Here is a 13,928-nt window from a genome sequence, read left to right as displayed (position 1 = left end):
CCTTTTATTTACAGCTTCAATATAATTTGCGCTATTTTTTAAATAGCCTAGCTTTTTTGCCTTTTCTGATAAATAATGAATAATAGATTTTTTATTTATTAATGCCGAATCCAAAACGATTAAACTTTCATCAATCAATTATATGACCTCCTAATACTTCCACTATTTCTTCTTCATCTTTACTAAAGATAAAACGATCGATATTTTTCTTTGTTTCAACGATCCGATAGATTTCTGACAATATTCCCTTAATGTTCTTTAAATCTTTTTCCGCAATACAGATCATTAAAACAGTGTTGATCATTCGAAAATTCCATCGTATTGGTTTTACCAATGTCATAATTACTAACTTACTTTCCTTAACTGTTGATGGTGAAGGATGTGGAATCGCCGCGCCAGTTGGAAGATCTGTCACCCCTAACTTCTCCCTATCCCAAATTGCCTGTTCGAACGACTCTGTAACGTTATCATTTTGCAAAAGCTTTTGAGTAATCCTTTTGATGCATTGTTCTTTAGTAGCAACTGTTTCGTTCAAAAAAATCAAATTTGAATCGATTATTTTTCCTAGATGCTTAAATGGTTGATCGTTTACTTTTTCCTCATAAAATAAATCTAGATAAGTCGCGGAAACTTTTTTTAGATCTTGTTTACTCATTAATGGGGATACATACGTTACAGGAACATCAATTTTTTCTAATTGTACTGAAGAGATCACCAGATCAATCTTATTCAAATCTCTTTTATAGAGTGTTCGTAATGAGACAACTTCAACTATATCCTGCGGAGAGAATACCCTTTTTAAACGATTGGCAATCAGCTCTGATGTTCCGATTCCAGTAGGACAAACAATTAATATCTTACGATTTGCTGATAACCGATCAATTGCCCCTTGAAAATGAATCATCATGAACGCGACCTCGTCATCGGTTAAGCGAATATCTAATTTTTTTTCCATTCCAGCCAATATAAGCCAAGTTGTACTGTATAATACAGAATACTCTCGCTTTATTTCCTCCAAAAGCGGATTACTGAGAGGAACGTTCAATTTAGAACGATATATCATGGATACTAAGTGATAAAGGATGTTCATGTATAGTTTTTCATCTTTGGTTAAGTCAACCTGAATTGAATCACTCATCTCCTGAATCATCTTTCTTACCACAGCATCGTATTCCTTCTGAATTGCTAAATCTCTCAAACGAGGTTCGAAGCCATGAGCGATTAATTGTCGGTTGAGGTATTCGAAATCGTTTGAATCAAGCTTGATACTGTTATCCAGTTCAAGATTTTCTACTAATTCATTTGCTAAGAAGAAAGTTTTGAGCGTTTCAACATTTTCAAATAGGAAATTGTCCTGTTGTTCAATATGAAAACCCTTCTCCAAGCGAAGAACAAATATACTGATTGACAGTACTAACGATTGAAAATGATCATCAGATAATTTATCGGTATCAAAGTGATCATTTGTTTGCAGAAGCCCAGAAACCTTTTTGATAATGTCACTAGGTAAAAAGCTGAATAAAACGCTGGGAAATTGTACTCTAAAACTATTGGTTAAGTCTGATTTATCAATGATAAAGTAAGCATATTGTTTAATTGCTTTTTGTATCTCAGACTCATTTCCGATTACCTTTGTCCCATTATTTTCGGAACGAATCGTAGCCAAACTTCCTTCAATAACAGTATTTATTTGATCTAAATCATTTGAAATCGAGGATTTGCTAACGAGAAACTCATCAGATAATAGTTGGTAAGATACTTTTTTGTTTTTCAATAATAAATATTGCGCCACTTTAATTTGTCGTTCGAGTGGAAGGTGATTTAAATCCATATGAGTTGAGGCTTCACCAAAAATTTTTAATATTTCATCACTCGGCAAATCAGATTTGCGTAGATAAATACCTTTACCTTGTCGTTTTACGATTTCAATTTTCCTTTTTTTTAATGCCGTGTTCAATTTATCAATGTCTTTATACAAGGTACGATCGGAGATAGATAAAATCTTGGAGAAAAAATTTACCGGTAAGAAATCTTTTTGTTCCAAAAGCAATCTCAATAATTTATGCTGACGCTTGCTTATTTCATGCATGATTTTTCTCCCTTCCAGGAAGCGCTTCCTTATATATGTAATTTATCACTTTATTCTACATTTGGATATCACATCTCGTTTCAAGATGGTTCTTGAAGTTTCCTAAACATATTGAAAATATGATTAGAAATTCAATTTCATACAGTAGGAAATGTTTTTTTCAATAGAAAATTCTTTTGAAGTCTGTTTTCTAAATTTCTCTTTTAAAAGAGAAACGGATTGCTCTTATTTGTTTTACAAAATAAGAGCAATCCGTTTCTACTAAATATTTAAGAATTAATACGATAAATCTTCCCCAGTAGTTGCAATAACCTTTTTGTACCAGTCAAATGATGCTTTCTTGAGTCTCTTCTTCGTCTCTTCTACGTTTCTTCACCGTTATTATCCATATCTGCAAAAATGAACCTGTATCGTTTTATCGTTTCCTCGAGTGCTGAACTTACTAGATCAATTGGCGCACATGGTACATATTGTCAAGAGCCGCAATAAAATGTTGGTTTTTTTCATTTTATCGTGACTCACTATACTTCTCCTCTAGAACTTGAAAATGTGCTATTTATCCACTGTATTAACGGTAGAACTATTCAATTATGGATCTAATTAGAGAATTTATCTGTTTTCCAGATTGACTAATAAAATTGGGCTGTTAAAAGCTTTTAAAGGCTTACTTCTCTTAGTGAAGTTGATCAACGCTTATTCTAACTTTCTATTGTTCTTCAATAATAACAGCATTGCCATTAGCCGTTACTCCGAATACATATGGCATGTATAATGTGCCGCCTCTTGCATTAACTGTTTCAGGATCTAAAGTAAGATAATCAAAATCAACACCTATGACGGCATTACAACCTAGTGCATAAGCAGCTTCTTTTAATTCAGATAATGCCTCTCTCCTAATATTTGAAAGATTAGCCATTAAGGCATCTCCTACATTTGTAGGGGACGCAAAAATTCCTTCTTGACCGCGAGATACTTGAACAGCTGCATCACCAGAAATATAACCTGAATATTTTCTGATTTTGTACCCATCAAAATTAAATCCTGACGTTATTAACATTGAAGCTAAAGATTTCTGCTTTTCTGCAATAGCTCTCTCAGCTTCTTTTTGAGAATGAATAGCTTCTTCAACCACATTAGTAAAATCTGAAATAATAGGGTGTATGAATCCGCTGTAACTCTTGCTTAATTAAGCCAAACTCAATATCTGATAACGGTTTACCGTTTAACTTATAGGCATTGTTTTCATTTAGCACTTCACGCCAATGATTTTCTAGTTTTTGAATGCTTACATTGGATAAATCTTTACGATACGTCCAGCCTTCCGCTTCTAGTTTTTTGATTAATGCGGCCTCAAACTTTGCTTCTGCCATGATTCTCCTTCTTTCTCAAAAAGTTGATAAACACAAATCATTTTAACGCCAATACATTTTCATCGGTTGCAATACAATGTACTCCGGTTGTGTCTTGCCAGTATAACAAGTTGGCTTCTGACTTTTTTTTAGTATTTATTTCTTGAAGCTTTTTCATTTCGTGTATGACAGAGCCAAAATCTTCAGTTATTCTATTTTCAATTTCTAGCATTGAAATATATTCTTCCTTAATAGTCTCTATCTTAGTGTCATTCATTTTGAATTTAGTTAGTTTACTTATAGGATTCTTATTAATGGAATTTTCTTCTGAATCATTTAATTTTTTTAATATAGCTTTACTACGATTACGGAAACTTCCATAAACAAATAATGTGTGTTCTAATATCCCTTGAAAGTTTTCTGTAGAATACTTAATGAATTCTGGATTTTCTTGGGTATCCAGGCACAATCTCAAATATTTAATACGTAAAAACAATAAGCTAGAAAGAAGAGTAAAATAAGCATCACTATTTTTATATGCAGAAGCTGTACTCTCACTAATGCTGTCAAGAATTTCATAACGAGTTTTTAATTTTCCAGCGTCTCTTTCTACTAAAGCCAAACGAATAATCATATCTTGGGAGAAATAACCAATTATTGAATACTGAGTATATAATTCATCTACTACATCAATAGCAGAAGATAAATCAGCTATATTTGTGATTTCTTGACGTAATAAAATTTGATCCATTTCTTTTTGAATAACATCTAATTTTTTATTGACGACCTTGAATTGTTCCATAATAACTAGTGTATTCATTGCCTGCATAGCAATGATCGGTGCTACTATAGGTAGCGAAGCTGCCACAGGTATAAAACCAGATTGACCAACAATACGTCCTCCATCCATAACCGCAGAGCTTACTCCTCCACCAGAAAGTTTCATGAGTAACTCTGGATTTGCTGTTGCCATAAATAATTTTGAAGAAAGATTTGTAGAAATAGCAGTAAGCCCTATTCCACTAGTTGTAATTAAGCTTGACATGACTCTTGGAGAAATACTCATTTGGTTTTTCGTATATCTTCCTGTACTAAGATAATTTTGAGATAATTTTTGAATCAGTTGTTCCGTACCCTCTCCCTTTATCTCTAATAGTTGCATACTTTGATGTTCCAAATTATTTTCAGCCATATTCTTCTCCAGTTCTCTTTAGTTTAGTATCAGTTATGATATTAATTACTGTAGGTAATATTATCCGAATTAAATATAGTGCATTTTAAAAATTTATAACACTTGCTTCCATTTAATTATTTTACATCAAAAACCTCTAAACTAACTAGCTATATAACGATTAAGTTACCATAATAAAAATTAGAAAATATATTCTTTGTATTAGGAATGCATCTTACGTCTATTCAAGACAAAATAAATTATCTATAATTACTTGGTATGGTACTATTAGTTAAAAAGCTCTTTGGTGATATTTATGATTAATGAAATGAAAAAGAACTATATTTATCAAATTTCAACGAATCCTATAAAAAGTAATAGTTCTCATTTATTTGGTGAAAGTGAAAACACTATCGGTATTGGTTTTTCTGGAGATTGTTCTATTATTACAGGTATGAATAACTCTATAGGTAAAACTATTGAAGCTATTAAGAATAGCTCTCTGGTTTACATCAATGGTGCTATTGATCCTACAACATTTTTCGAATTAGGGATAGCTATTTCTTTAGATAAAGAAATTTATTATGTAACAGACCAAAAGAATAATTTCTTTAATTCGCAGCTTCCATACCCGTTAGTAATGGTGAAGTCTATTGAATACAAAGAATTTATAAGTCTAGTTGAATCGTTAGAACACCTGTAAAAAATTATTAATTATTGTTATTTAATTTCTTGGTGCACATAATGTATCGTAACCCAGGGTACCCACCTATCTAGCTTCAACATGGGCACTTTCGTGAAATTTAATTAGTCTGCCTTATTCCCTTTTTTAAATTATTTGAAAGAACCATTCTTCTCCTTTCCTTCTTTGTAAAAAGTAGTGTTAGTTGTTAAACGCGAAACTTGTTATCTTCAATCGTATTACTTTTACTCTCTGTGTCCTTTCAGCTACTTCCGAGAGCACCACCATTTTTTAGTCGTTCCCTTTGGCTCTTCTCCCTTATTTGGGATTCTTGTCCGTAGAATGTCTCCGGCTATTCATTTATTTTTTCTGAAGGCATACTAAGGGTTCTGTTTTCAGAGGTTGGCGCAACTCTCTTTTTTCAGTTGCTCCCCAGAAGATATGAAAAAATTCGACGATTATTACAACCAATATTCCATTATCAAAATGGGAGCAGCATTAGCAGATGCGGTTCTGTTTCAAAGTTCAATCCTGAAAAACAACTTCTTGTCTCAGCATACGATCAAGCAGGATAGCCCAGATTACAGACCTCTTTATTAATTTAGTATAACTTACCTGATTATTTATTTTTTTATTACGGATTAAAATTACTTTGCTCATTTGACGTTGTATAAACTTAGTTCTAATAAAAATCAATGTAACAAAAACACACTCTATAAGTCATTCTGTTGCGTTCAAAACGAACGCAACAAATTGTGGCCGAAGAAAAAACGCGCTTTCCTTAGAGCCGCAAGGGATAGAGTCATTTTAGCGAATGTAACTCAATCAGATTGTGTTACATTCACATTTTGTTTAATCTTTAGAGTTCAACCGAATTTTTAAACTTTTAAACCCTTTGTAAAATTCTAGTTTACTCAACGTATTATTTATCGCCAATAGCAATCGAAGAAAATAGTTTAATTATTTAAAGTAATATTCTATTAATCATGAATATTCTTGCACCGATTTTAAAAAAAAATAGTGCACAAAGCTTTTAATCTTCTGTGCACTAGATGCTTTTTATTTGCTTATCTGAGCAATTAAGATAAGTAATCTTTTTCTTATATATTATGCCCAAATATCTCCAATTGTGAATCCTTCTGTAAATGGATCAGTCGAATCTAAAACAAGGTTGTTAAATCCATAAATCCATGAACAACCAGTAATAGTTGGTACAATAGCTTTGTATTCACCAATTGTTGTTTCCTCGACCAATTCACCCTTATAAACTACGCCTAAAAGTCCTTGGTGTCTGAAGGCTTCATTTAGTTTTAATTCACCTTTAGCATACATTGCCGCCATACGAGCACAAGTTCCTGTACCACAAGGACACCGATCAAGCGCACCAATCCAAGTAGATCGATTATCAAAATCTACTTCACCGCTTGCTACTGTTACCGCATTTCTGATATCTGCATTTGGATCGTCCGTTTGCCCAAATAATTGAGAAATAGTAATTCCAACTCCCGGATAGTCAGGATGAGAGACTTCTAGTTGATCTTGTGCTGCCTTTAAAATCAACGAAGAAATACGTGTAATTTCACGGCCTTCGTCAGGTTCTAATTGTACCCAAGGAAATTGACGAATATCTGCCATGACATAGAACATTCCTCCCCAAGCAACATCGACGGTTACTTTTTCTACACCGTGACCAATATGTGGTACATCAATAACTGTGTCTGTATGAACAGCAAATGCCGGAACATTTTTAAATGTGACTTCTGTTGCTTTTCCATTTTCGCATTTAGCTTTGATCCCGATCAATCCCGCGGGGGCTTCTAAATTGAATTCAGTGTACGGCTCCTGCATAGGAATAATTCCTGTTTCCAATAATGCTGTTGCGACTGAAATCGTATTTCCTCCGGACATCATAGGATACTCCACTTGCTCCATGATAATAAAACCTGCCGCTGCATCAGGATGCTTGGGCGGTACTAAAATGTTGCAACAAAGAGGGGGATATCCCCGTGGCTCTCTAAGTAGAAATTTGCGTAAACCATCGTCAGTTTTCTTCAAATTCTCCATCATTTCGTAAACACTATCACCTGGAATATGCCCTACCCCTCCAGTTACAACGCGCATTGGTTCACCGTCATGCGTCTCTACACAATTAATCATTCGTTTAAATGTCATTTTTTTCGCTCCTTATTATTAAAAATTTGATGAAATAAATAATTTGTCCGGGTCAATCTTGTCTTCAACTGTGGTCTTCCAGTCCTCTGAAGCAACATCTTCAATAGAAACTGAAAAATATTTTTTATCTGCGCCCATTTCTTCAGCCAGAGCAGTTTGCATTCTTTTTGCAATTTTAGCTTTAGTTACTTTGTCTCTACCTGGATACATTTGAATAGCAATATGAGGCATTATGTTCTCCTTTCGACTAATTTGATCTCTTACTTGTTAGATGTTTCAGGGGCGTATTTTTGACAAAATAGACCGCCGAATATCAGAACAGCTGCACAGACACCTAGTGCTGTATAAGCACTAAACCGATCTACGATTATCGGCAAAAGGAAAGTTCCCAAAGCTGCACCAATACGACTTATCGCAATCACAACACCTACACCTGAAGCTCTTAATCTTGCTGAAAATAATTCGGGTGGATAGGGATTTTCTGCAACAACTGAAGCAGCCATTCCTAGAGCAAAGATTGAAAAGAATATAATCGTAATACCGATAGGAGCCTTTTGAAAAATAATCATACCTATAACTGCAACAGCTGGTACGTAAAAGGTTGACATTAAGAACGCTCTTCTTGAAATTCGATCAAAAAGAATCACACCAACAATCGCGCCAACTACAACAAAAATATTGTAAATAGTACCGGATGCAGTACCATTACCCATATTCATATTTTCTACCAATATTGGGATAAATATACTGACACCAAAATAAGGAAATACTTGACAGCCGTAAAAAATACTACCTACTAAAGTATTTATTCTATTATTCTTATCAAATAACTCTGACCAACTTACTTTCTCAGATTCTTCATTTTCAACAATCGGTAAATTATATTCTGATCCCAGCTGTTTATGAATCAAACTTAAAGCTTCTTTCTTTTTACCAATAGTAGTCAACCATTCCGGTGATTCTGGAATATTGAGAACCATTCTTACTATTGCAGCTACAATACCAAACAGGGCTGATGACATAAATATCCATTTCCATGTTCCACTACCTAGATTATTCATAGTACTTCCGACAAAATAAGAAGCAACAAAACCAATACTCCAAAAAATAATTAGATAACTTTGGAATTTGGCAGCTAGTTTATCCGGTAACCATTCCGTTAACAATGCGCTACCTACCGTATAATCCACTGCGATCATCAAACCCAATGCAATTCTTAATATAAACAAGCTTACTGGGCCAACAACAAAAAATTGAGCAAGAGAAATAATCGTAAATAGAATCATGTCTAAATTGAAGAGTATCCGTCTTCCAATATGATCTGCTAAATTTCCAACGACAATACTACCCATTAAACCAATCAACGTTCCTGCACCTATTAACCCCATCCAAAAACTATTTAGTCCCAAAGGTCCAGAAGCTTGTGCCAATGCAGTACCCGCGATACCTAGCGCATAAGAACAAGCCATTTGTCCTAGAAGCATACAAAGAAATACTTTTTTGTGGATAGACATTAAAGGGGCACTTTTATAGCTCATATTTGTTTTCATAGTTATTTATCCTTTGCCTCTTTATCAAGACTTTGATAGACATAGATCGACAAACCAATATCTAATACACCGGATCCCACACTCTCGTATAAGGTAATTTCTTTATCATTATCTCTTGCAGAAACTTTTTTCGTTAAAGCATCTCCAATAGATCCTGTCACATCATCTTTGGTAACTTTTCCACTATTAAATGGAATCAAAATATCCCCAGCAGCTTCCCACAACCCATCAACATGTTCAGTCAAAATCTTAGTTGCCCTAAGAACGGTATCTTCATCAATTTCTTGCATGAACGGCGTAAATGATCCTATGGCATTTACATGAGTACCAGGCTTAAGTCTATTTCCTGAAAAAACTGGTAATTTGGCTGTGGTACATGTACAAATAATATCTGCTTGTTCAGCACATTCATCTCCCGACGTAGCAGCAATAATTTCATAATTATGATTTTTCTCATTTTCTAATAAAGAGATAAATTTATTTATTCGTTCTGGAACGACATCATAAACGTATACCTTTTCTAACTCTCTTACTTCTTGAATAGCTAGTACTTGAGAATATGCTTGTAATCCAGTACCGATAATTGATAAAACAGATGCATTTTTCCTAGCCATTAAATCAGTTGCCACAGCAGCACTCGCGCCGGTCTTAATCGCAGTTAAATAATTCGCATCAATTAAAGATTGCAGTTCTCCTGTTTTTGCTGAATAAAGACTAATTTTTGAAATTGTACTCGGTAATCCAACAGTCACATTATTTGGAAATACTGATGAAAATTTTGAACCAAAAAATGGCTGACTAAGGGAGTTTGCTACTAACCATTGCCCTACACTTTCTTCTCCTCGAATAGGCATGTATATTCTATTTCCAGCATATATTTTACCTTCAGTAGATTCTATATATAATTTTTTCACAACATCGATAACATTTCTCATACTTAGAAAACTTTTGACTTGATTCTCACTAATTACTCGCATGGTAACCCATCCTTCCAATACTCAATTTATTTACAAGATCATTCTATCTATAGGATTTACCTAAATAAACTGACAATAAGTATTAACGGATATCATTTTTACTAATATCAAATTATTTTGTTCTAGACTTCACAATTCAAAGAAGTAATATTAGCATTTTTAATTTTGGGTATTAATATTTCTGATACCTATACTTGACATAACATTGGAAAAAGATGATAATTTTTTAATTCATACTACTTATTCTTTTGGAGGTCAAAATGGATAAATACGATGTAATACTTGAAGTAGTCAAAACGAGCAATATTTCTCAAGCTGCAAAAAATTTAAACTACAGCCAATCTGCTATAAGTCAAACAATTAAATCATTTGAAAATGATATGGGCTTTCCAATATTTAAACGTACGAACTCAGGAGTAAAACTTATGCCTAACGCAAAACCCATAATAAAGTCACTTGAAGTTATTCATCAAGAAAATCTCCAGTTGAAACAACTGTCCGATGCTATGACCCAAACAGAGATTGGAACTGTTCGTATTGGTAGTTTTATTAGTTTTGCAATGACGTATCTACCCGATATATTAAAAGAATTTACATCAAAATATCCGAAAATAAAATTTGAAATATTCACAGGAAATCAACAAGAAATTTGCGAAAAATTACGTTCCAATGAAATCGACATTGCATTTACATCAATGTTTGGTATGGACGAATTTTCTTATCAAGTATTTTTACAGGATGAGTTTGTAGTCGTATTACCATGTGATCATCCGCTGGTTACAGAACCAAATATTTCTATAAATCGTATAGTTGATGAGACTTATATACTATCCGGCGAAAGATTTGATTTTGAAATTGGTAACTTTATTCATTCACTTGGTCTAGAACCACAATATACGTTCGAAATTTTTGACGAACTTGTAGCTTTGAAACTCATTGAGGCTGGATTTGGTATCAGTATTTTCTCAAAGTTTTTCTTGAACAGCATACCTAATCATGTAAATGTCGCTATACGTCCAATTAATGAACATTATTATCGTTCGTTAGTCATTGCCAAGAATCCGAATGTATATTCTTCCGCTGCTTCTGATATTTTTAATAGATTCGCATCAACATGGCTTGAAAGAAATAGTTAAATATACTAGAAGAATCTAAAATAAATTTCATACCATTTTGAAACAAATAAATATAATGAATAAAAAAATCCAGAAAGAGAAAAGCTCCTTCTGGATTTTTTTGAATTTAATTTAATTAATTTCTCAAAAAAATTTTATACGAATAGGTAATATTTCCATCTGAATACAACTCAATCAGTTCGTGTTACGTTCATGGCTTCTATTTTCGTTTGGTTAACTAATAATGATTTTAGTATTTTTTATTGTCAGAAGTAGGGAAAGTTTTATTTATTTCTGTTAACTCGTTCTTTTTTACAACAAAGCTTTTAGCACCATTAATAACAATGAAAGAGTTAGTCATTATCTTTGAGATTTCGCCACTTACTAATTCACCGTGACAGTCGTTCCCGCTAAAGGAATCACCGATTTTCATTTCCATTTGTATGCCTCCATTTTTCCCTCTAGGTGCGATAGGCGCTTCCGTTAGAGTTAGTAGTCTTCTACTATTGATCGTCTTTTAGTGTCATCTGAAGCCTTCTTGTGTGCGCTCAACGATCATATCACGTTCCATTTCAGCTACGCTCAAAAGCGTACGAACGATCATGCGTCCCATAGGGGTATTTTCGATCGTTCCTAGATTAAGCACTTTAATTGTAATATCGTCGTCAAGCAGAGGTTCAATAATTTCCAACGCTTCACGAGTATTTCTAGCAAATCGATCTAACTTTGTAACAACAATCATATCACCTGAACGCAATTTGTCTAGCATGGTAGTTAATGCTGGGCAATTACTTTCGTACCAGTAAACTTATTTGAATAAATATTTTTCTTTAACACGCCGAATTCGAGTAACTGCTGCAGCTGCTCGTTGGTGCTTTTAAAAAGGGTAGAGACCCTAGCGTAACCATATTGCATTTGACAAATTCCCTTTCTAATACAAATTATTTCTAACTTTTTCCAACTGTTCGACTGCGAGTGAAAAAAACTCTTTTTCAGATAGGACAGAAATAGGGCATCCTTCTAATTGGTATTTTGTGCTAAGGCTTCTTTTTTAGAAAGAGTGTTCGTCTCAAAACTAGTCTGATGGTGAACACCGACGACAAAAATATCTGTCTTTTTGGTGACGGCATGTTGCACGTCACAATTTAGAATAGAAACAAAATATTGCGCTTTTTCTCGGGTCATCGTTTCTAAGGAACCTGTAAAAAACAATTTTCTTTTGATAGAGAAAATTTGTCTCAGAGATGAAAAATCGACTGGTACATAAGCTTCACACGTTTTCGAATAGTAGTTAGCTTGTTATTAATGGTTTGGATTGGATTTTTACACACTTTTTTTAAGTTGCTTTTTCTTTTATCTGAAATTTGAGTTTCCTTCAACGGTTTCTTAGAATCCTTCATTGTAGTTGTTACATTTCCTTGAAAATGTTGGCTGACCAACTCCGAGATTTTTGTCAATAGACGAAATAACGATTCAGCTGCAAAAAATAGAATGCTTAGTAAGGTTCTGTTGCAAAGTTTTCCGATAGTCTGAATTTAGGGTACACTGGTTGAAAAAATGCTGGAGGAAACGAAGATGAATCATTTTAAGGGTAAACAATTTCAAAAAGACGTAATTATAGTAGCCGTCGGCTACTATCTTCGCTATAATCTCAGCTATCGAGATGTTCAAGAAATACTTTATGATCGTGGAATCCATGTTTGTCACACCACGATTTATCGTTGGGTACAAGAATATGGCAAAATCCTGTATGAAATTTGGAAAAGGAAAAATAGACAGTCCTTCTATTCGTGGAAAATGGATGAAACTTATATCAAAATAAAAGGGAAATGGCATTATTTGTATCGTGCCATCGATGCAGACGGTTTAACCTTAGATATTTGGCTGCGTAAGAAACGCGATACACAAGCAGCGTATGCGTTCCTAAAACGATTACGGAAACAGTTCGGCGAACCAAAGGTTCTAGTAACAGACAAAGCGCCCTCTATTAGCAGCGCGTTTAAAAAATTACAGAAAAACAGTCTATACATGAAAACCGAACATCGAACCGTCAAATATCTCAATAATTTGATTGAGCAAGATCACCGACCAATCAAACGTCGGAATAAATTTTATCGCAGTTTGCGAACGGCCTCAACCACGATAAAAGGTATGGAAGCAATTCGAGGAGTCTACAAAAAAAGCCGAAAAGAAGGCACTCTTTTCGGCTTTTCAGTCTGTTTAGAAATCAAGATTTTACTGAGTATCCCTGTTTAAATGAAGACACGAAATTCTGGTGAAATTGTTCGTTTTAAAAGTTTGCAACAGAACCATTTTTTAAATATATGAAGAAAGAAGAGCCCAAAAGAAGAACATTTTCTTCTATTCAAAAGGTACAACTTTCGTGTTTTGAATACATCGAAGGCTTTTATAATACACAACGGCCTCATGGCACATTAGATATGCTTACACCCAATGAAATGGAGGAAAATTATTTTGCTCATCTATAAGTATCTGCTATTTTTGTGTCTACTTTATTGACATCTATCCACTTTACTTACTTTTAATAACTGTTAAAATAAATAGTAGAGTAGCAGAATTTCCCCCAGAGAAACTTCCCCAAGTTCCCTGATTCTGCTACTATTTTTACAAGGAGTGATATAAATCACATAATTGTATTCTAACGAAAACTATATTTTTTTCAAAAAATACGAAAAAATATAGTGATAATGATTCATAGAGACACCTATACCAACATAAAAATTAGGGTTGTTCATCATAGCATTAACAACTCTAACTATTTTTTTGTCAAATACGCAAAAAAAATAATCCAATGTTCAGACT

General features: G+C 33.7%; 11 protein-coding genes and 4 pseudogenes. 4 read left to right on the top strand and 11 right to left on the bottom strand.

Features of this window, described 5'->3' with window-relative positions; all coding sequences use genetic code 11:
• Window positions 1-130 precede the first annotated feature (130 nt).
• The 5 genes and pseudogenes from A5868_RS02115 to A5868_RS02095 form a co-directional block, all read right to left on the bottom strand.
• Window positions 131-2,089 (bottom strand): BglG family transcription antiterminator, encoded by a 1,959-nt coding sequence (locus A5868_RS02115; protein ID WP_086306052.1) that lies wholly within the window; start codon window positions 2,087-2,089, stop codon window positions 131-133.
• Window positions 2,090-2,365: 276 nt separating this feature from the next.
• A pseudogene (locus tag A5868_RS19290) lies at window positions 2,366-2,559 on the bottom strand (6-phospho-beta-glucosidase); the annotation flags it as partial.
• 236 nt (window positions 2,560-2,795) lie between these two features.
• Entirely contained in the window at window positions 2,796-3,221 is a 426-nt protein-coding gene (locus A5868_RS02105; protein ID WP_086306051.1) for a heavy metal-binding domain-containing protein, read from the bottom strand.
• Window positions 3,222-3,240: 19 nt separating this feature from the next.
• Window positions 3,241-3,459: pseudogene (locus tag A5868_RS02100) on the bottom strand (hypothetical protein); the annotation flags it as partial.
• A 37-nt stretch (window positions 3,460-3,496) separates the two neighbouring features.
• Window positions 3,497-4,630: a hypothetical protein gene (locus A5868_RS02095; RefSeq protein WP_087654069.1), complete on the bottom strand. Its 1,134-nt coding sequence runs from the start codon at window positions 4,628-4,630 to the stop codon at window positions 3,497-3,499.
• A gap of 295 nt (window positions 4,631-4,925) precedes the next feature.
• Here A5868_RS02095 and A5868_RS02090 point away from each other — a divergent pair, with 295 nt between their 5' ends.
• Complete coding sequence (locus tag A5868_RS02090; protein ID WP_087654068.1) at window positions 4,926-5,312, top strand: hypothetical protein; 387 nt, start codon at window positions 4,926-4,928, stop codon at window positions 5,310-5,312.
• A 1,086-nt stretch (window positions 5,313-6,398) separates the two neighbouring features.
• Here the strand turns inward: A5868_RS02090 and A5868_RS02085 are convergent.
• From A5868_RS02085 to A5868_RS02070, 4 genes are read right to left on the bottom strand one after another with little or no spacing between them, the layout of a single operon-like run.
• Window positions 6,399-7,463 carry a proline racemase family protein gene (locus A5868_RS02085; protein WP_086306050.1) on the bottom strand — a complete coding sequence of 355 codons (1,065 nt, stop codon included), beginning with the start codon at window positions 7,461-7,463 and terminating at the stop codon, window positions 6,399-6,401.
• A gap of 18 nt (window positions 7,464-7,481) precedes the next feature.
• A complete protein-coding gene (locus A5868_RS02080; protein ID WP_086306049.1) occupies window positions 7,482-7,694 on the bottom strand; it encodes a tautomerase family protein in 213 nt (70 codons plus the stop codon).
• 29 nt (window positions 7,695-7,723) lie between these two features.
• Window positions 7,724-9,013: an MFS transporter gene (locus A5868_RS02075; protein WP_086306048.1), complete on the bottom strand. Its 1,290-nt coding sequence runs from the start codon at window positions 9,011-9,013 to the stop codon at window positions 7,724-7,726.
• A 2-nt stretch (window positions 9,014-9,015) separates the two neighbouring features.
• Window positions 9,016-9,990, bottom strand: a complete 975-nt coding sequence (locus A5868_RS02070) for an ornithine cyclodeaminase family protein (RefSeq protein ID WP_086306047.1) — start codon at window positions 9,988-9,990, stop codon at window positions 9,016-9,018.
• Between the two features lie 260 nt (window positions 9,991-10,250).
• On the opposite strand from A5868_RS02070, the gene A5868_RS02065 reads away from it, so the two are divergent.
• Window positions 10,251-11,126 carry a LysR family transcriptional regulator gene (locus tag A5868_RS02065; RefSeq protein ID WP_086306045.1) on the top strand — a complete coding sequence of 292 codons (876 nt, stop codon included), beginning with the start codon at window positions 10,251-10,253 and terminating at the stop codon, window positions 11,124-11,126.
• 229 nt (window positions 11,127-11,355) lie between these two features.
• Here A5868_RS02065 and A5868_RS02060 read toward each other — a convergent pair whose 3' ends face one another.
• Window positions 11,356-11,544, bottom strand: a complete 189-nt coding sequence (locus tag A5868_RS02060) for a hypothetical protein (RefSeq protein ID WP_086306044.1) — start codon at window positions 11,542-11,544, stop codon at window positions 11,356-11,358.
• Between the two features lie 93 nt (window positions 11,545-11,637).
• A pseudogene (locus A5868_RS02055) lies at window positions 11,638-12,020 on the bottom strand (recombinase family protein); the annotation flags it as partial.
• Window positions 12,021-12,680: 660 nt separating this feature from the next.
• On the opposite strand from A5868_RS02055, the gene A5868_RS02045 reads away from it, so the two are divergent.
• Together A5868_RS02045 and A5868_RS02040 are read left to right on the top strand one after the other, a co-directional pair.
• The gene (locus tag A5868_RS02045; RefSeq protein ID WP_086306042.1) at window positions 12,681-13,361 is read left to right on the top strand and encodes an IS6 family transposase; all 681 of its coding nucleotides are present in this window, start codon (window positions 12,681-12,683) and stop codon (window positions 13,359-13,361) included.
• 47 nt (window positions 13,362-13,408) lie between these two features.
• Window positions 13,409-13,594: pseudogene (locus A5868_RS02040) on the top strand (IS3 family transposase); the annotation flags it as partial.
• Window positions 13,595-13,928: the final 334 nt, after the last annotated feature.

Origin of the sequence: Enterococcus sp. 12F9_DIV0723 (genome assembly GCF_002174375.1) — a bacterium.
In the GTDB taxonomy this organism is placed as follows: domain Bacteria; phylum Bacillota; class Bacilli; order Lactobacillales; family Enterococcaceae; genus Enterococcus_A; species Enterococcus_A gilvus.
Note: the sequence above shows the minus strand (reverse complement) of the source record. Positions and strands in the feature narration are given on the sequence as shown.